16 protein-coding genes and 2 tRNA genes are annotated in these 20,186 nt (G+C 38.5%); 16 read left to right on the plus strand and 2 right to left on the minus strand.

All coding sequences use genetic code 11. The annotated features are described in order from the left end of the window. Nucleotides 1-10: 10 nt before the first annotated feature. From purN to T432_RS0106050, 6 genes are all read left to right on the plus strand, one after another. Nucleotides 11-649: a phosphoribosylglycinamide formyltransferase gene (gene purN, locus T432_RS0106025; RefSeq protein ID WP_028884568.1), complete on the plus strand. Its 639-nt coding sequence runs from the start codon at nt 11-13 to the stop codon at nt 647-649. Next, nucleotides 646-1,917, plus strand: a complete 1,272-nt coding sequence (locus T432_RS0106030) for an RsmB/NOP family class I SAM-dependent RNA methyltransferase (RefSeq protein ID WP_028884569.1) — start codon at nt 646-648, stop codon at nt 1,915-1,917. The genes purN and T432_RS0106030 overlap by 4 nt, the downstream gene beginning before the upstream one ends. A gap of 2 nt (nt 1,918-1,919) precedes the next feature. Then, on the plus strand, nt 1,920-4,124 hold the full coding sequence (locus T432_RS0106035) for a UvrD-helicase domain-containing protein (RefSeq protein ID WP_028884570.1): 2,205 nt from the start codon (nt 1,920-1,922) through the stop codon (nt 4,122-4,124). 83 nt (nt 4,125-4,207) lie between these two features. Continuing rightward, a complete protein-coding gene (locus tag T432_RS0106040; protein ID WP_015551217.1) occupies nt 4,208-4,810 on the plus strand; it encodes a LexA family protein in 603 nt (200 codons plus the stop codon). A 2-nt stretch (nt 4,811-4,812) separates the two neighbouring features. Further along, nucleotides 4,813-6,099: a Y-family DNA polymerase gene (locus T432_RS0106045; RefSeq protein ID WP_014111734.1), complete on the plus strand. Its 1,287-nt coding sequence runs from the start codon at nt 4,813-4,815 to the stop codon at nt 6,097-6,099. Nucleotides 6,100-6,133: 34 nt separating this feature from the next. After that, entirely contained in the window at nt 6,134-8,149 is a 2,016-nt protein-coding gene (locus T432_RS0106050; RefSeq protein ID WP_028884571.1) for an ATP-dependent DNA helicase, read from the plus strand. On the opposite strand, the gene T432_RS0106055 is transcribed toward T432_RS0106050, so the two are convergent. After that, a complete protein-coding gene (locus tag T432_RS0106055; RefSeq protein WP_015551214.1) occupies nt 8,142-8,960 on the minus strand; it encodes an outer membrane protein assembly factor BamD in 819 nt (272 codons plus the stop codon). The genes T432_RS0106050 and T432_RS0106055 overlap by 8 nt on opposite strands. A 96-nt stretch (nt 8,961-9,056) precedes the next feature. Between T432_RS0106055 and T432_RS0106060 the strand changes: the two genes are divergently transcribed. After that, a complete protein-coding gene (locus T432_RS0106060) occupies nt 9,057-10,028 on the plus strand; it encodes an RluA family pseudouridine synthase (protein ID WP_028884572.1) in 972 nt (323 codons plus the stop codon). A gap of 11 nt (nt 10,029-10,039) precedes the next feature. Here the strand turns inward: T432_RS0106060 and T432_RS0106065 are convergent. Next, nucleotides 10,040-10,116: transfer RNA gene (locus T432_RS0106065), tRNA-Met, on the minus strand. A gap of 136 nt (nt 10,117-10,252) precedes the next feature. Here T432_RS0106065 and scpB point away from each other — a divergent pair. The 9 genes from scpB (at nt 10,253) to T432_RS0106110 (ending at nt 20,170) form a co-directional block, all read left to right on the plus strand. Continuing rightward, nucleotides 10,253-10,852 carry an SMC-Scp complex subunit ScpB gene (gene scpB, locus T432_RS0106070; RefSeq protein ID WP_014111730.1) on the plus strand — a complete coding sequence of 200 codons (600 nt, stop codon included), beginning with the start codon at nt 10,253-10,255 and terminating at the stop codon, nt 10,850-10,852. Nucleotides 10,853-10,864: 12 nt separating this feature from the next. Continuing rightward, entirely contained in the window at nt 10,865-12,088 is a 1,224-nt protein-coding gene (gene rluB / locus T432_RS0106075) for a 23S rRNA pseudouridine(2605) synthase RluB (RefSeq protein WP_028884573.1), read from the plus strand. Between the two features lie 124 nt (nt 12,089-12,212). After that, nucleotides 12,213-12,728, plus strand: coding sequence for a ribosome maturation factor RimP (gene rimP, locus T432_RS0106080; RefSeq protein WP_028884574.1), 516 nt, complete (start codon nt 12,213-12,215; stop codon nt 12,726-12,728). After that, entirely contained in the window at nt 12,728-14,200 is a 1,473-nt protein-coding gene (gene nusA / locus T432_RS0106085) for a transcription termination factor NusA (RefSeq protein ID WP_014111727.1), read from the plus strand. Before rimP ends, nusA begins: the two co-directional genes overlap by 1 nt. Nucleotides 14,201-14,217: 17 nt before the next feature. Continuing rightward, nucleotides 14,218-16,974, plus strand: a complete 2,757-nt coding sequence (gene infB / locus T432_RS0106090; RefSeq protein WP_028884575.1) for a translation initiation factor IF-2 — start codon at nt 14,218-14,220, stop codon at nt 16,972-16,974. 5 nt (nt 16,975-16,979) lie between these two features. Continuing rightward, nucleotides 16,980-17,399 (plus strand): 30S ribosome-binding factor RbfA, encoded by a 420-nt coding sequence (gene rbfA, locus T432_RS0106095; RefSeq protein WP_015551210.1) that lies wholly within the window; start codon nt 16,980-16,982, stop codon nt 17,397-17,399. Between the two features lie 15 nt (nt 17,400-17,414). Continuing rightward, nucleotides 17,415-18,146, plus strand: coding sequence for a tRNA pseudouridine(55) synthase TruB (gene truB, locus T432_RS0106100; protein ID WP_028884576.1), 732 nt, complete (start codon nt 17,415-17,417; stop codon nt 18,144-18,146). Between the two features lie 18 nt (nt 18,147-18,164). Next, nucleotides 18,165-19,985 (plus strand): translational GTPase TypA, encoded by a 1,821-nt coding sequence (gene typA, locus T432_RS0106105; RefSeq protein ID WP_014111723.1) that lies wholly within the window; start codon nt 18,165-18,167, stop codon nt 19,983-19,985. Between the two features lie 109 nt (nt 19,986-20,094). Further along, a tRNA-Asn gene (locus T432_RS0106110) sits at nt 20,095-20,170 on the plus strand. Nucleotides 20,171-20,186: the final 16 nt, after the last annotated feature.

Consider the following 20,186-nt stretch of genomic DNA (forward strand, 5'->3'; position numbering starts at 1 on the left):
TTAAGCATTCATGCGTTTTGTTATTTTAATCTCTGGTCGCGGTTCAAATATGAAAGCGATAGTGAATCACGCAAAAATTAATAAAAATATAGAAATTTGTGCTGTTATCTCACATAATGCTAAATCTGAAGGGCTCGCTTGGGCTAGGGAAAATGGTGTACGTGTAGAGCACGTGCCACTGCCACAGGATAAGGGATACGATAGGGAAGAGTTTGATCGCAAGCTCCTAGATATAGTTATATCATTGAACCCAGATTTTGTGTTGTTGGCGGGCTATATGAGAGTGTTAAATGCTTCTTTTGTTAGACCATTAGAGGGCAAGGTCATTAATATACATCCATCACTTCTTCCAAGTTTTCCTGGACTGCATACTCATGAGAGGGTTATCGAGGCAGGAGTAAAAGTTCATGGTTGTACTGTTCATTTTGTAACTTCACTTTTAGATGATGGTCCAATTATTGCTCAAGGTGTAGTGCCCGTTAAGCCTGAAGATGATGCGGATTCATTGGCTGCAAGAGTTTTAAAGGTTGAACATGTAATATACCCTTCAGTGGTTGGGTATTTAGCTGATGGCTATGTGATTAATGAAGATGGTGAAGTGAAGTACAAAAAGTCTATAAAAACCACGTTTTATTCTGAAGAAATATGAAACTAAAATTATCTTATCTAAGAGTTTTTCAAATTGCTGAAGTTCTTGAAGAAATTCTTAAATTCAAGTATCCAGCAGACTCTGTTTTATCGAACTGGTTTAAAAATAATAAAAAACTAGGTCATAAAGATCGTGGCATTGTAGCCTCTGCTGTATTCGATATATTACGCAATCTTAGAAAATATAGAAACTATGCTCAAAGTGGTGTAGGGCCAGAGAACCAAAGATTAGCCTTGCTGGGTTTAAATTCAATTTATAGTGCAGATGAAATAAAAAGCATGCTTAAGGAAGATCAAGAGCAGTGGTTTGATAGAGTACTAAATATTGATGAATCCACTCTTAATGATTTAGTGAAATATAGTGTTCCAGAGTGGTTGTTTAATAAAGTATCTCAACTTCCAAACTTTGAATATCTTCTCAACAGTCTTAATCAAAAAGCACCATTAGATATAAGAGCAAATCCTTTGAAAGCTAGTAGAGAGGAGATTCTTGAGATAATAAAACGAGATGAACTTCTCGATGAGATTAATTATTCAATAACTAAATATTCGCCTTGGGGTATAAGGATAAAAACAAATCCATCTCTTAATACATGGGATATATTCAAGAGTGGTCTTATAGAAGTGCAAGATGAGGGAAGTCAGATACTTTGCCAGTTAGTTAGTCCAAAAAGAAGTGATTGGGTTGTAGACTTCTGTGCTGGTGCCGGCGGAAAAACTTTGCTATTAGGGGCATTGATGCATTCTCATGGGAGATTGTATGCCTTAGATACGGCAAGTAATCGCTTAGCAAAAGCTAAACCTAGGCTCGCTCGAAGTGGTTTAAGTAACGTAACCTGCATACCTATAAAGTCAGAAAATGATGAACGTGTAAAACGACTGTTTGGAAAGGTGGATAAAGTATTAGTTGATGCCCCATGTACTGGATTAGGTACTCTTAGAAGAAATCCAGATCTTAAATGGAGACAAACTCCAAAAGACTTACAGGAGCTTATAGAACTTCAAGAAAAAATATTAAAAGCAGCATCAAGATGCGTTAAAAAAGGCGGAAGATTGATTTACTCAACATGCAGTATATTGCCACAAGAGAATCAACAACAAATTGAAAAGTTTTTATCAAATAATCCTGAATTCAAATTAATAAATCCAGAAAAGGTTTTAGGAGATAGAATCACTGGTCTTGAGTCACATAAGGATATGCTTATACTTAGACCAGATGTGCATGGCACGGATGGGTTTTTCGCTGCCGTATTAGAGCGTGTGGAGTAGGAATGCAATCGGTTTTAGAGTCATTAAATAAAGAGCAATTATCTGCAGTTACCAGTGATGCACAACATCTTTTAGTATTAGCTGGCGCAGGTAGTGGTAAAACGAAAGTTTTGACTACTAGAATTGCATGGCTTGTAAAACAAGGCATTGCCACCCCTGAGAGAATTTTAGCTGTAACTTTTACTAATAAAGCAGCTAAAGAGATGATTGAGAGGATTGGTCATTATATTCCTGTTAGCCCAAGAACGTTGTGGGTTGGTACTTTTCATGGAATTAGTCATCGAATATTAAGAACGCACCATAGGGAAGCGAGCTTGCCATCTGCATTCCAAATTATGGATATGGGCGATCAAAAATCCATGATTAAAAGAATTCTTAAAAGTTTGAATATGGATGATGAGAAAGTTTATCCTATTCGCGAAGTTCAATACTTTATTAATAATTTGAAGGAAGCTGGTATTAGAGCTAGTGAAGCTCAAGCATTTGATGATTTCGAAAAAGATGTCCTTAAGGCATATACAACATACGAGAATCAATGTAATAAAGAAGGGGTGGTCGATTTTGCTGAGCTGCTTTTGCGAACAGTGGAGTTGCTAAAAAATAATCAGAATATAAGAGAGCATTACAACTTAAGATTTAAGCATATATTAATCGATGAATTTCAGGACACCAATAAACTTCAGTATCAGTGGCTTGGCTTGTTAGCTGGAAAAGAATCTTCTATTTTTGCTGTTGGAGATGATGATCAATCGATTTACTCTTTTCGCGGTGCAAATGTAGGAAATATGCGGCATTTCGAGCAACAGTATGCGAAAGAAAACTTGATACGCCTTGAGCAAAATTATCGTTCATATAATCATATTTTGAGTGCCGCAAATAAACTTATTTCAGAAAATAAAGATAGACTTGGAAAAAATCTTTGGTCAGATAAAGGTGACGGTGATTTAATTCGAATCAATTGTCTAATGGATCAAAATGAAGAGGCTTCTTGGATTTTAGATGAAACTAAGTCACTACTCAGAGAAGGGTATGACCATTCACAAATAGCCATACTATACAGAAGTAATGCACAATCTCGTGCCATTGAACATGGCTTTGCTAGAGCGGGAGTTCCATATATTGTTTATGGTGGCCTTCGTTTTTATGAGCGACAAGAGATAAAACACGTAATTGCGTATTTGCAATTAATTCATAATCTAGATAGCGATAATGCATTTTCAAGAGTAGTAAATTTTCCAGCTCGTGGCATTGGAAATAGGACTATTGAAAAATTAACTGATGTCGCACAAGCGGTTGGTTGTAGTCTTGCATTGGCTGCTGGTGGGCTTAACGGTGAAGCGGCTAAAAAAATAAATGGATTTTTAGATTTAATTAAGAAACTACAAGAAATTGCAAAAGAGAGTACATTGCCAGAGTTGGTTGAGGCAGTTATTCAAGAGTCGGGTATTGCGGAGTTCTACTCAAGTGAGCGCGATGGTGAGGAACGTTTGGAGAACTTATCTGAACTTATTGATGCCGCTAAAGTCTTTTGTAATGAAGAAAATATCGCCTACTTGAAGTCAGTTGAATTGATTGAGGGGGCGGATATGGAAAATATGTCTCCTTTGGCATTGTTTCTAAGTTTAGCTAGTTTAGAGGCGGGAGATAATCAATCTAAACGCGGCCTTGATGCAGTACAGCTGATGACAGTGCATTCTTCCAAGGGTCTTGAATTTGATGCTGTATTTATTGCAGGATTGGAGCAGGGGCTATTTCCACATGCGAATAGTTTGTCTGAACTAAATGGTCTCGAGGAAGAGCGTCGCCTTATGTATGTAGCAATGACTCGTGCTCGCAAACGTTTATATTTACTATTCACTGAAATGCGTCAAATATATGGTCAGACTACTATGACCACGAAATCTGAGTTTATTGACGAAATTCCTGACGAACACGTTAAATGGATTTCACGCAAACCAAAATCATATGCTGATTCAAGATACTCTATGGATGGGTTTGAAGAGTATGGTTCTAGAAAAGAGTCGATTAAAACTTATAAATCCGATTCGCCCTATAGAATTGGTATGAGCGTAAGTCACCCTAGATTTGGTGAGGGTGTAATTCTTAAGCTTTTTGGCGAAGGTTCTAATGCACAGGCTCAAATTCAGTTTTTTAAAGAAGGTACAAAGACATTGTCACTAGCTATCGCTAAGTTAACAATTCTTTAATTTTCAAGTATTTACTATCAATTGACAGTCAAGAAAATATAAATTATGATTTCGTAACGAAATCAAAAAAAATTATCTTGAATATGTCGGACTCAAAACTAAAACTCGTTCATGATACAGGCTCTAGGGGCGGCTCTCGTAAGGGAGCAGGTCGCAAATCTGTACTTGGTGAAGCTATGGTCGTTAAAAGAGTTCCTGCAAGCTTGATACCTACAATTGATACTTTAATTGAAAATTTGAAACTGCAGCAATTTCCAGATTCTTGGGATGAGAGTTCGGCTTTAGAATTATCTATCCCCCTAGCTCTTGAGAGAATACCCGCAGGATTTCCATCGCCAGCTGAATCATATGTGGCCGATTATTTGGATTTTAATACCTACTTAGTTCAGAATCCTATGGCCACTATCGCTGTAAGAAGTGGTGGGGATTCTATGATTGATATTGGTATCGCAAAGGATGATATTTTAATTATCGATAGATCTGTGACAGCTAAGCATATGGATATTGTTATGGCTGATATCGGAAATGAGTACACAATCAAAAGGCTTTGCATACTTCCAGATGGATCTGTGGAACTAAGACCAGAAAATCGCAGTGGTATTTACACGCCTATTAAGTTTAAGGATCAGGAGCAATTAAGAATAGTAGGTGTGATTATGCATGTAATTAAGGATTTTCGCAGTTAATTATGTTTGCTTTGATAGACGGAAATAGTTTTTATTGCTCCTGTGAGCGAATTTTCCGACCTGACTTAAGAGAATCACCAGTTGTAGTGTTATCAAATCAGGATGGCTGTGTTGTAGCGCGAACTCGAGAAGCTAAAGCATTGGGCATTCCTATGGGCATGCCTTTTTTTCAGATTAGAGACCTGGTTGATAGAAAAGAAGTTTATGCCTTTTCAAGCAACTACGAGTTATACGCAGATATTTCATCTCGCATGATGAACACAATCGCATCGGTAGTTCCCGATATTGAAGTGTATTCAATAGATGAGTGTTTTGCCTTTATAGATACTTGTGATGTTAAATATTCATCTTTTAAAGAAATAGGACACACGATAAAAGACAGAGTTTTTAGATGGGTTGGTATTCCGACTTGCGTAGGCATTGCCCCCACAAAAACTTTAGCTAAATTTTGTAATCACTTAGCTAAAAAATACCCCGATGCTTTTGGTGGTGTAGTGGTATGGACTGATTGGTCCGACTCATTAAAAGAGAGGGCATTTAGGTCTATGGAGGTATCTGAAATTTGGGGTATTGGACGACGCATTTCAAAGCAACTTAAAACTATGGGTATCCATACCGTCTATGATTTAGTTAATGCAGACTCTAGGCTCCTACGTAAGCATTTTTCTGTCGTTATGGAGCGCACACAATTAGAATTACAGGGTACACCATGTGCAGATTTGGAAGAACTACAAGATAGAAAACAAATTGTATGTAGTAGAAGTTTTGGGGAACTTATAACCGAGCTTGAACCGTTGCAATCGGCCATATCTGAACATATTGCTGAAGGTGCCCGTAAATTAAGAAAGCAAAATAGCTTCGCAAAAGAAATTTCGGTTTTTATTAAGACAAATCGTTATCGAGAGCAAGATAAACAGTACGGGGGCTATAAGATGGTGCGTTTGGTGGAAGCTACGCACGATACCTTAACATTAAATGCAAGAGCACAAGAGTTATTAAAATCAGTTTATAGAAGGGGTTTTAATTACAAGAAAGCGGGCATAACTTTAGGTGAGATAACTCCTGCACCTACTAGTCATCAATTATCATTATGGGATACTGCGGCACACTTAGAGAACTTCGATAGGAGAAGCTCTCTTATGAAGACCCTAGATGATACAAATCAAAGATTCGGAAAAGGCACCCTTAGACTAAGTAATTCACTATTATCTACAAGATGGCATATGCAGCGAAATTATTTAAGTCCATGCTTCACTACTAGATTTAAGGATCTTCTAGTTTGTTCATAAATTAAAATATATTTTTTGCCCATCATTATCATTTATGTCGCGAATTAAAGAGATATTTACAAAAGTATTGCCACAAAAATTAAAAGGTTTCAAAGTTCGCGATGCTCAAGTCAAGCTATCAGAGAGCATAGATAAAGCCTTAAAAAACAAGGGTACATTACTTGCGGAATCTGGTACTGGTACAGGAAAGACATGGGCGTATCTTGTGCCCATAATCCTATCGCATCATAAATCAATAATTTCAACTGGGACAAAAACGCTTCAGGAGCAAATTTATTATAAGGATATACCTGCGATTGAAGAAGCTCTTGGAGAGGAGATAAATAGCTGTATTTTGAAAGGTAGAAGCAATTACCTATGCTTATATAGATATAGAAATTTCTTAAGCGAAAGAGGTGAATTGTTTGAGCATGCTGGTATAGAGGAGGATGCCCCTGCAGAATATGCGAGTTATTTAAAACATATTAAATTTTTTGCATCGAAAACTAAGTCTGGCGATATTGCGGAATGTCCTCATGTTCCTGAAAATTCAACTATCTGGCTTAAAGTTACATCTACTACACAAAATTGTCTTAAGGAGAAGTGTTTATATAGAGATGAATGCTTTGTTTATCGTGCACGCGAACGAGCTGTTATTTCAGATATCGTTGTAGTAAATCATGCCCTCACATTATCTGATATGGATAGCAAAATAAAGTATGAGATTGGTGTGCTCCCTAAAGATATGAATATTATTTTCGATGAAGCACACTCATTGCCAGAGGATATTACTAATCATATGGGTTATAGGTTTTCTAATGTAGCAGTGGAATCCTTGTTCGGAGAACTACAAAATATTCGAAATCCTGAATTTCAAAAAATCAAAAGTTCAGAGAGACACAAATTTTCTGATATTACTAATTTAATTAATGAGTACGATAGTCTATATAAAGCTCTTCGCTTATCGGTATCGGAATATTCGAATAGAAAATATGCATCTAAATTAAAAATGGAGGAGTTCAAAAAGGTTTCGCCATTATCTTTTACCGTTTTGGAGGGAATTTATAATTTACTTCAAACTATGGGTGGTTTACTTAAAGACCTAAGTCTCCAATACGAAGTTTTAAAGAGCATATCAGAGGAGATTTTAGCTCTTAAAAACACATTAGGAATTTGTATTCATGATGAGATTTCTAAAGATGATTCAGTCGATCAAGACAAAGAAAATATTCAACAATATGTAAAATGGGCCTCCATATCTAAATTTGGGGTGACATTACATGCTCTACCATTATTGGTCGATTTTTTTGGAAAGATTAAGCCTAAAAATTTATCTTGGATCCTAACCTCAGCCACACTTTCAGTTGATGGAAATTTTGATTATATTTCTAAGCAATTGGGTTTAGGTAAGCATGACTCACTTATAGAACCATCACCCTTTAACTATCAAGAAAATGCAGGTTTATTAATTCCACTCAATCTTCCTGAACCTAAAGATGAAATTTTTCTAGATGAATTTGTAAATTTCGTACTTCCATTAATACGTAAGGTTCAAGGTGGTGTACTTATTTTGTGTACAAGTATAAATTCTGTTGAATTTATTGCTGCAAAATTAAGAAATATACTTCCAGAAAGAACCATTCTTAAACAATATCAAGAAAGTACATCTAGCTTAGTTAGAAAATTTCTAAATACTCCTTCTCCCATCTTAGTTGCTACATCTACATTTTGGAAGGGTGTTGATTTTCCTGGTGAGCAATTACAACTTTTAATTGTAGAAAAGCTACCTTTTGATTCTCCATCTGATCCATTAGTTAGTGCACGAATTGAAAATCTTGAAAATCAAGGAATAAGCTCATTTATGCATCATATGGTTCCACAAGCTGCCATAGATTTAAAACAGGGTGTAGGCCGCTTAATACGCACAGAGACGGATCGTGGTTTAGTTGTGATAGCGGATAAAAGGCTGATTACAAAAGGATATGGAAAAAGAATACTTAATTCTCTTCCAGATTTTAAAAGAATTAAGGACCTCGAAGAGGCCCTTAAATTTATAGAAAGTTTTAGTTAAACCATTTACTAGGTGATAGGTATTTCATAAACCCACCTTCACCTTTAAATCCATGAGTCAAATAACGACTGTTAGGAAAGTTCTTAACTAAAACGCTTTTTGCGTCAGCAGCTTGTTCTTCAGAACCTAGAGCTTCATAGGATTTCATAAGAATATATAAAGCAAGTTCTGCTGAAGGTACACCTGAGAACTCTGTAAGAACAACTTGTGCACGATTTACAGCTGCAACGTAAGCTTTCTTCTCGTAATAATATCTAGCTACATTAGTTTCATGTTCAGCTAATGTAGTAACTAACCACACTAATCTTTGACGTGCATCAGCCGCATAACGGCTATTTGGATAATTATCCACCAACACTTTAAAGGCAGTATAAGATTGTCTTAGTCCACGAGGATCACGCTCACTTGGCTTTTGACCTGCAAAACTAGTTAAAAAATGTGATGGAGGAGTAAATGTAATCAGCCCTTTCAAATAAAGCATATACTCTGTGCCAGGATGGCTTGGATATATTTGCAAGAATCTATCTATAACTGCAATAGCTCTCTCTGGCTGTTCATCCTTCCAGTTAACATAAGCTTGATCAATCATAGCTTGTTGAGCATATGAACTATAAGGATGTCTGTTTTCAATGGCATTTAAATATTTTCTAGCACTATCCCAATTTCGACCACGAACATGCTCACGAGCAGTGTCGTATAGTTTATCTGCGGGGATACCTGCAGTTTCATCTATTTCGCGACCAAAAATACCGCATGCAGATATGATAGTAGTAAGGGATAGAATTAAAATGTTTCTTAGAGTTCTTTTCATTTAATTAAGTTACACAAATCTTAAAAATAGATCGCTTAATAATAACATTATCTAGACCTACAAATATAATCAATAAATTAATATTCGATCAAATATATGTTAGACGAACCCCTTGAAACAAAAAAATTTATTCTTGAAATTGGCACAAAAGCTGATCGTTTAGACAAAATTCTCGCTAAATTATTGCCTGATTATTCTAGGAGTAGAGTTCAAGATTGGATTGAATGTGGCCATGTAAGCGTTAATGGTAAATCCTCCAAGGAATCAAAAGTTCGGCAGATTGTTGGGCCATTAGACGAAATTGAAGTGTGTATTCAACCAGATGAGCACACAAAAGCTTTTCAGCCAGAACAAATTGATTTTCAAGTTTTAGAAGAATCTCAAGAATGGATAGTCATTGGAAAACCTGCTGGCTTAGTTACTCATCCTGGAGCTGGTAATTGGTCAGGAACATTATTGAATGGTCTTCTTTTTAAATTTCCTGAATTAAGTTATGTACCTCGAGCTGGCATAGTTCATAGACTTGATAAAGATACATCTGGAATCTTGGTTGTAGCTCGGACTGAAGCCGCTCAACTTGATTTTGTTAAACAACTTCAAAGTAGAACAATGGGTCGAAGTTATATTGCGATAGTATCTGGTTGCACTTCAGATTCGGGTTCAATTACAGACGATATTGGTCGCGATCCACGAAATCCAATAAAGATGGCTTCAACTAAGCAAAGCAATCCTATAGCCCCTAAGGAGGCACGCACTCATTTCACAACTTTATCTCGTGCGGAATTTGATGGAAAAAACTCAAGTCTATTATTGTGCAAACTCGAAACAGGGCGTACACATCAAATTAGAGTACATCTTTCATCTATTAATCATCCTCTATTAGGGGATTCTCTTTATGGCGGCCCAGACCTTAAAAATTTCTCAAACTTAAGGCAAATGTTGCATGCATACAAATTAGAATTTAATGATCCTAAAGATGGCAATAGACTTGCTTTTACGTGTGAAATTGATAAAGATATGAGAGAAGTTATGAATAATATATTTGGGGAGGTAGAGATAAAACTCTAAGAGTAGAAAAATGGTTGCGGGGGCAGGATTTGAACCTACGACCTTCGGGTTATGAGCCCGACGAGCTACCAGGCTGCTCCACCCCGCGTCAAGAAAGAATGATTATAATTTAAAAAAAATACTAACTCAATACTTTCTGTAAAAATAATTTAATATTTTGACATTACGTATTTTTTTAAAATACACTTAGTACTTAATTTTTAGCCCATATATGATTCAGACTAATGCATAGCGATACCATCTCTAAAATCTTAGAGGCTTGTTTGCTTTGTTCTAACACTCCTTTAAAAATTAGTGATTTGCGGAACTTATTTTTAAGCTCTGATGAAGTTAGTAATGTGGATATTGAGCAACATCTTTTAAGCCTTAAGGATAAGTGGGCTGATAGTGGGTTAGAATTAGTTGAGTTATCGTCAGGTTGGAGATTTCAATCTAGACCTGAGATGCAAAAGTACCTTGAGAGGCTCAATCCAGAAAAACCTCCTAAATACTCTAGGGCAGTATTAGAAACACTCTCTATTATTGCTTGGCGTCAGCCCGTTACTAGGGGTGATATTGAGGATATAAGGGGTGTGACAGTTTCCTCTAACATAATTAAAACTTTGGAAGAGCGTGGTTGGATAGACGTGGTCGGGTATCGCGATGGTCCAGGAAGACCTTCACTTTTAGGTACTACTAAACAATTTTTAGATGATTTAGGTTTAAAGTCTCTTACTGAATTACCTCCTATAGATTCTTTAGGCGAAGAGGGTCTAGAAAATTTAATTGACTCATCATCTAGCCAAACTAATAATTCACAATTGAATTTACATGAATCTAATTAGATTCCTTTTTTTATGACACAAAACGCAGAAACTTCATCTTCTACTGAATCGCGTGCTCGTAAACTTCGCAGCCCCTTTCGCAGAAGACAAACAACAAATACTAGATCAAAATCTAAACATAATCCAAAGCTTGGTTGCGAGGATAGCAATTCTATAGAGACCAATAATGTGGATAGTAATGATTTTGAAGATCAGAATGTCTTTGAGTTCTTGACTGAGGGACATAGAAAATTCGAAAAAAAAATCAATAAGCTAGCTAAAGTAGCAGAAAATTCCTCACGACCTAAGTTGCACAAAGTTTTGGCTGATGCTGGGGTGGGCTCAAGAAGAGATATGGAAGAACTCATCATTCAAGGACGCGTATCCGTAAATGGTGTACCAGCTCATATTGGACAAAGAATTTCGGATGAAGATATCGTCAAGGTTAATGGAAGACTTATCAATAAACCTAAGGCAAATCGAGTGCCCAGAGTTATTCTCTACCATAAGCCAGCTGGTGAAATAGTCACTCAAGATGACCCTCAAAATAGGTCCACGGTATTTGCACGTCTACCTAAAATGAAAACAGCAAAATGGGTATCAGTGGGTAGATTGGACATTAATACTGAGGGATTACTGATATTTACGACTTCAGGTGATTTGGCTAATCGACTTATGCACCCTCGATACGGGAATGAGCGTGAGTATGCCGTTAGGATATTAGGCGAATTAAGTGATGAGCAAATAAAAATTTTGCAAGATGGGATTCAACTTGAAGATGGTTTAGCCAAATTTGGAGCCATTGATTTTATTGGTGGAGAGGGCAGTAATAAATGGTATCGCGTCACTATAAACGAAGGAAGAAATCGTGAAGTGCGCCGAATGTTTGAATTTCTTGGCCTTACTGTAAGTCGACTAATCAGATCGCGATTCGGGGATGTTCATCTTCCAAGAAATTTGAAACGCGGGCGTTGGGAAGAATTAGAGCCTCTACAAGTATTAGGTTTAATGGAGTGTTTAGGTTTAAACAAAAAACCTGATTCTTATGAGAAAAAAGGAAGAAGAGGTCCTGTTTCACATAACAATGCATTGCCACCAGGGTTTGAGAAATCAATGGATCCAAGTCATAATTTTTCTATTCATCAGGTCAGAAAAAGTGCAGGTGGACCGCAAAGGGGCTTGACTGGTAGGGCCACACCTAGTCAGAAAAGAAGTCGCAGTTCTAGGTCAAGTAATGGCTATTCATCAAAACATTAATTTTCTTGTTAAATCAGACAATTATTGTTAAAATATTTCATTAGTTGAGACTTAATTTAGTCTTATGATAGTAGCAATATTTAAAGAAATGGGCTAATTCAAAGCCCATTTTTTTTATTCAATTATGAAAGATTTATTTGAAATAAGCCTAGGTCCTATTGAAGGGCTTGGTTACGAATTAGTTGATATTGAACGAGCAGCACATAATTTGCTTAGAGTTACGATAGATATTGATAGGGGTATCACGATTGATGATTGTGAGGAAGTATCCCGTCTCCTGTCACGCCTTTATGAAGTAGAAGATATTGATTATGCTCGACTAGAAGTGGGATCTCCTGGTACCGATAGACCACTTAAAAAAGAGGATGATTTTTATAGATTTAGTGGACAAAGGGTTGAGGTGAAGTTTCACGATGCCATTGCCAACAAAAAAATATTCAAAGGGATACTCGAATTGACTGAGGATTCAAAAAATCCCTTTCGATTGGTATTAGATCAAGAAAAGAAAACATCTAAATCTAAAAAAAATAAAAATACTGATCCTGCACAAGAGGGTGCGGAAAAGGTTATTGAATTTAATTACTCTGATATCGATAGAGCCAAATTAGACCCAATTTTAAATTTCAAAGGTAAAAAATAATGAGTCGCGAAACTATCCATTTTATAGACGCAATTGCACACGAGAAGAACCTTCCAGTAGAAGAAATTTTTGCTGCTATTGAGGGTGCTCTGGCCTCGGCTATGAAGAAGCAATTTAAGGAAGGGGCTGATGTTGTTGTTAGGATTGATCGCGATACTGGTCAGTACGTCGGGGTTCGTCGTTGGGAAGTGGTACCAGATGAGCATGGCATTCAAGAGCCTGAGCGTCAAGAAATTTTCTCGGATGCGGTTGAAGACTACCCAGATATTAAAGTTGGAGAGTTTATTGAGGAACCTTTGGAGCCGCAAGAGTTTGGTCGTATAGGAGCTCAAATTGCTAAACAGGTGATTCTACAAAAAATCCGTGACTCTGAGCGTAAACAGCTTATAGATGAATTTGTAGCCCAGAACGAAACTATTGTTTCAGGAATTGTTAAGCGAATAGACAAGGGTGATGTAATTGTTGAAATAGGTAAGCTTGAGGCGCGTCTTCCTAAAGCTGAGATGATTCCTAAAGAAAATTTCCGTATTGGAGATCGTGTTAGGGCCTATGTACAGAAAATTGATAAAGAAACGAAGGGTCAAATTATTCAACTATCTCGCATTGACCCAGAATTTTTAAGAGAACTTTTTGAGTACGAAGTTCCTGAAATAGAACAAGGTTTACTCGAAATCAAAGCGGCAGCTAGAGACCCTGGTTTAAGGGCGAAAATTGCTGTTCAAGCATATGATAAGCGTATTGATCCTATTGGTACATGCGTTGGGATGCGTGGATCAAGAGTCGGTGCTGTAAGACATGAATTAAACGGAGAACAAATTGATATTGTTTTATGGTCAGATGAGCCGGCTGAATTTGTTATATCGGCATTGTCACCAGCTCATGTTTCTTCGATTATCGTTGATGAAGAAAAGCATACGATGGACGTTGTCGTTGATGAGGATAATTTAGCTAAGGCTATTGGTACTCGCGGACAAAATGTAAGATTGGCTTCGGAGTTAACTGGATGGCAGATTAATATCATGACTCCTGAGCAAAGTCAGGCTCGTCAAGAGGAAGAAGATAAAGGAATTATGAATCTGTTTACCGAGAAGCTAGATATCGATGAAGAGATTGCCTCAATCCTTATTCAAGAGGGCTTTACGGGTCTAGAAGAAGTGGCTTATGTACCTGAACAAGAGTTACTTGAGATTGAAGGCTTTGATGAAGATCTTGTACATGAACTTAGAAATAGGGCTCGTCACAGTTTATCGATTGCAGCTGCTGAAAGAGATGAAAGAGTTGCATCTTCAGAAGGTCTGATGGATATTGAGGGCTTAAACGCAGATATGGTTTCAAAACTTGTTTTAAATGGCATAAACAATAGAGATGACCTAGCGGAACTGGCTACGGATGAGCTTTTGGAGATATTAGATATTGATGAAAAGTCGGCTTCGGAAATTATTTTGAAAGCACGCGCACATTGGTTTGAATAAATTTTATAGGTATTTGAATGACCCAAGATACAGTTAAAACAACTGAAAACAGCACAAAGAAAAAATTGACCTTAAAGCGCAACGAGCACTCAAAGATCAAGCAAGCTGACGGTTCTACAGTCTCAGTCACTACGAGAAAAAGACGTACGGTTGTTCTGAATGAACCCAAAAAACAAGAAGCTGCTAAATCTGTTGCTACGAAGCCTGCTGAGCCAAAAAAACCAGCTCAAACTGCTTCAAAACCTAAGGTTGAGCCTAAAGTAGAGAAAGATACTAAAGTAAGCAGAGAAGAAATTGCACAAAAAGAAGCGGCACAGCTTAATAAAAAGCTTGAGCAGAATGCACAGAAAGTTTCAGAGACTAAAGAGAAGAAAGTAGAGACATCTACGGTTAAAGAACCTGCTGAACCTACAGTTAAATCTGAAGAAACTCATAAAGGTGAACCAGAAAAAGTTGAGAAAAAAGCACAAGCATTGCCACAAAAAGATGAGCCTAAGCCTGAACCTAAAAAAGCGGCTTCAACTAAGGATTTAAAAGCGAGTGAAGCTGAGCCTAAAAAGTCTCACGATGCTACCAAGGATAAGGAAGCAAAAGCGAACGCAGAGGCAGATGCGGAAGCGGAAAAAATGAGGGAGGATGCCCGTAAGAAAGCCGAGAGTGAAGCAGCAGCATTGACTAACTATATGCGCAATCCAAAACCGGCTAAAAAAGCGGCGCCTCCTCCTACAAGTGCTCCTAGTGCGACTCCTGTTCAAGCGAAGCCTCAAGTGCAAAGTGAGTCAGATGATGAATCTGAAACTAAGAAAAAGGGTGGCAAATCTAAGTCATCTAAGGGGGGCGATAAATCCGATAAGAACTGGGGCGATGGCATAAGACCTAGCAAAAAACCAAGTTCTACCGACAGGCACGATAAGCGAAACTATACAGATTCTGGCGAAGATACATGGAGAGCGGGCGGTGGCCGTTCGAGGCAGAAAAATAAAAATGTCGAAGTAAAACAGCCACAAGTGCAGGAGTTCATCGCTAGAGAAATTCATGTGCCTGAGACGATTACAGTAGCGGATTTGGCTCACAAAATGTCCGTAAAAGCGGCTGAAGTTATTAAAAAACTTATGTTGCTTGGTCAGATGGTTACTATTAATCAGGTGCTTGATCAAGAAACGGCGATGATTGTAGTTGAGGAATTAGGTCATACTGCAATTCAAGCTAAGCTTGATGACCCTGAGGCATTTTTGGATGCGGAAAATGAATCTCGCGACTACGAAATGTCTACTCGAGCACCTGTTGTTACTGTAATGGGTCATGTGGACCACGGTAAAACTTCTTTGCTTGACTATATTCGTCGCACTCGAGTGGCATCTGGTGAGGCTGGCGGTATTACTCAACATATCGGTGCTTATCGAGTGAAAACCAAATCAGGTGATGTAGTTACGTTTTTAGATACACCAGGGCATGAGGCGTTTACTGCAATGCGTGCACGTGGTGCTCAGGCTACCGACATTGTTATTATCGTTGTTGCGGCTGATGATGGGGTTATGCCTCAAACTAAAGAGGCTATAAGCCATGCAAAAGCAGCTGGTGTGCCCATGGTTGTTGCCATCAATAAAATCGATAAGCCAGAAGCGAACCCTGAGCGAGTTAAGCAAGAATTAGTGGCTGAGGAAGTTATTCCAGAAGAATATGGTGGTGATGTTCCATTTGTTCATGTCTCGGCTAAAACTGGTGAAGGAATTGAGGACCTATTAGAAAACGTTCTCCTCCAAGCTGAGATATTGGAATTAAAAGCTCCTGTTGATTCTCCAGCAAAAGGTATTGTGATCGAAGCTCGATTGGATAAAGGTAAAGGTCCAGTTGCTACGATATTAGTTCAAAGCGGTACTTTACATCGCGGTGATGCAATCTTAGCGGGTGCAAGTTTTGGCCGTGTTCGTGCAATGCTTGACGAAAACAATAGAACAATTGATGAAGCTGGTCCATCATATCCAGTAGAAATTCAAGGCTTATCTGAGGTACCAGATGCTGGTGATGAGGTGCTTGTGCTTTTAGATGAACGCAAGGCACGTGAGATTGCATTATTCCGTCAGGGTAAATTCCGTGATGTGAAACTTGCACGTCAACAAGCTCAAAACCTTGAAAATATGTTCCAAAATAATGAGGGCGTGAAGACATTGTCACTTATTATTAAAACTGATGTACAGGGGTCGCAAGAGGCTCTCGTACAGTCACTCTTGAAACTCTCAGGTGATGAAGTTCGTGTTCAAGTTGTTCATGCTGCAGTTGGTGGTATCTCTGAATCAGATGTTAACTTAGCAACTGCTTCAGGGGCTGTGATAATTGGCTTTAATGTACGTGCAGATCAAGGGGCTAAAAAATTAGCCGAAAACAACGGCATTGACATTCGTTACTACAATATTATTTATGATGCGGTTGATGAAGTTAAAAGTGCTCTTTCTGGCATGCTTACTCCAGATAAGAAAGAGGAGATTATCGGTCTTGTTGAAATTCGTGAAGTTTATACAATTTCTAAAGTCGGTAAAGTTGCTGGTTGCATGGTTACTGAGGGTCTTGTACGTCGCGAATCACAAGTTCGTCAATTAAGAAATAATGTTGTTATTTGGACAGGATATCTTGAATCTTTAAAACGCTTTAAAGACGATGTAAAAGAAGTTAAGTCTGGTTTCGACTGCGGTATTTCATTGAAAAACAATAACGATATCGTTGTTGGTGATCAGCTTGAAGTGTTTGAAATTCGTGAAATTGCAAGGACCTTATAGTAAAAGTGAATAGACATAAAACTAAAACTGGACCGAGCAGAAACATACGCATTGCCGACCAGATACAAAAAGATCTTGCAAGCTTGATTCAACGCGAATTGGGTACGCGTCATGGTCTAATCACCTTGACTCGCGTTGACTTGTCGGCTGATTATGCTCATGCAAAAGTGTATTTTTCTGTTCTTGGAGCTGAGCCATTGGATGCTCAAGATGCTTTAAATGATAAAGCTGGGTATCTGCATTCCTTGCTCTACAAAATGCTTCATATTCATACTGTGCCTACTTTGCGATTTTTTCACGATGACCAGCTTTCGCACGTAATGGAGATGAGCAAGCTTATAGATAAAGCAAATAATGCAGCTTCGGACGATGAATTATACGCAATTGGCGACGAGTTTGAGCCTCCTAAAATTCGAGGTCTCTAGTAAAAGTTTACACTCATGACTCGCAGAAAAGGTCAGGATATAGATGGCGTTCTGTTGCTTGATAAGCCCGAGGGGTTATCGAGCAATTTCGCACTTCAACGTGCACGCAGATATTTAGATGCAAAAAAGGGGGGTCATACTGGTACTCTTGATCCATTTGCTACGGGACTTTTGATATGCTGCTTCGGAAAAGGTACGAAGTTGTGTGCGACTATGCTTGATGCAGATAAATCCTACCTTGCAACATTATCACTAGGAGTAGAGACTGATAGTGGAGATTGCACGGGCATTGCCACCCAAAAAAATTGTGATATAGAACCGACTTTGGAAAAAATAAAAGACGTACTTCTAAAGTACACAGGAGAAATTGAGCAAATTCCTCCGATGTACTCGGCTCTCAAAAAAGACGGGAAGCCATTGTACAAATATGCACGTGAGGGAATTGAACTCGAACGTGCAGCACGGAAAGTTACGATATTTAATATTGAGTTAATCAAATACGAGTATCCTACTCTAATTTTGCATGTGAAGGCTAGTAAAGGTACTTATATAAGAACGCTTGCACAAGATATAGGTCGTGATTTGGGGTGTTATGCACATTTGAGTGCTTTAAGACGTACAGCAGTTGGGCCTTTTGAAATAGCGAATTCTATTAAACTGGCTGATTTTCAGGAACTTGAGCATCCTGTGGGGGCATTAATTGCATTAGACGATTTGCCCGCAGAGGTTGCTATTAAAACTAATTAATTTATTTTAAGGACAATTATGAGCAGAGCTCTTCGAAATATTGCAATTATCGCTCACGTAGACCACGGTAAAACTACGCTTGTGGACCAATTACTCAGACAATCAGGTACTTTCCGCGAAAATCAACAAGTTGCAGAAAGGGTGATGGACTCAAACGATATTGAGAAAGAGCGCGGCATTACCATTCTCTCTAAAAACTGTGCTGTGCAATATGAAGACACGCATATTAATATTATCGACACTCCAGGACATGCGGACTTTGGTGGTGAGGTAGAGCGTGTGCTTTCAATGGTTGATGGTGTACTTCTTTTGGTTGATTCGGTTGAAGGTCCGATGCCACAGACGAGATTTGTTACGAAAAAGGCATTGGCACAGGGACTTAAGCCTATCGTGGTTGTAAATAAAATCGACCGACCTGGTGCACGTCCTGATTATGTGCTTAATACGACTTTTGATTTGTTCGATAAATTAGGTGCTACTGAAGAGCAGCTAGACTTCCCAGTGGTATATGCTTCGGGACTTAATGGTTATGCAGGATTAACTGAGGATGTAAGAAGCGGGGATATGCGTCCTTTATTTGAGACAATTCTTAAATACGTTCCTCAACGTAACGATAATGTTGATGGCCCATTCCAAATGCAAATTATCTCTTTAGACTACAACAGCTATGTAGGCAAGATAGGGATTGGCCGTATTAATCGCGGTCGCGTTAAGCCAGGGCAAAACGTGGTTGTTAAATTTGGAGAAGACGGAGAATCTTTTAACGGCCGCATTAATGAAGTGCTTAAGTTTAAAGGTCTTGAGCGCGAGAAAGTGGATTCTGCAGAAGCAGGGGATATCGTGCTTATCAACGGTATCGAGGAGATAGGAATTGGGTGCACATTGTGTGATGTGAGTGCACCGGAAGCATTGCCAATGCTAAAAATAGATGAGCCTACTCTTACTATGAATTTTATGGTAAATACTTCTCCGCTTGCTGGTCGTGAGGGGAAATTTGTCACTTCACGTCAATTGCGTGATCGCCTTAATCTAGAATTAAAGTCGAATGTGGCTTTGCGTGTAAACGATACGGACGATGACACTGTGTTCGAGGTAAATGGTCGCGGAGAGTTGCATCTTACGATCTTGCTTGAAAATATGCGTCGCGAGGGGTATGAGCTTGCGGTATCTCGTCCTCGAGTGGTGTTTAAGGAGATTGACGGCGTGAAACATGAGCCTATGGAGTTATTGACCATTGACCTTGAAGATGAGCATCAAGGGGGCGTTATGGAGGAGTTAGGCCGTCGCAAAGGTGAGCTTCTTAATATGGAGTCAGATGGACGTGGACGTACTCGATTGGAATATCGCATTCCTGCACGCGGGTTGATTGGATTTACGGGGGATTTCTTATCGATGACCCGCGGTACCGGATTAATGAGCCATATTTTTGATGATTATGCTCCTGTGCGTGAAGGCTCTATCGGTGAGCGTCGCAATGGTGTATTGATTAGTCAGGATAACGGGGATGCTGTGGCATACGCATTGTGGAAATTGCAAGATAGGGGCCGTATGTTTGTCTCTCCTGGTGAAGCTTTGTATGAGGGTATGATTATTGGAATTCATAGCCGTGACAATGATCTCGTTGTCAATCCAATCAAGGGAAAACAACTGACTAATATTCGTGCCTCTGGTACTGATGAAGCAGTACGACTAGTGCCGCCTATTAAATTAACTTTGGAATATGCGGTTGAGTTTATTGATGATGATGAATTAGTTGAGGTTACGCCTAAAAATATTCGTCTGCGCAAACGTCATTTGCAAGAGCATGAGAGACGTAAAGCAGCTCGTGAAGCTGTATAATGATTGATTGTATAGGGGTGTATAAATAATACAATTTGATTAAAATCAGTACTCGTTTGCTTGTAATGGGTGCTTATTTTAGTTAAAATCACATCTTTACTAATTTTGATGCCCAATAGCTCAGTCGGTAGAGCGACGGACTGTTAATCCGCAGGTCACTGGTTCGAACCCAGTTTGGGCAGCCATCCTTAGTATTCATAT

This window comes from Taylorella asinigenitalis ATCC 700933, from assembly GCF_000687755.1.
GTDB lineage: Bacteria > Pseudomonadota > Gammaproteobacteria > Burkholderiales > Burkholderiaceae_B > Taylorella > Taylorella asinigenitalis.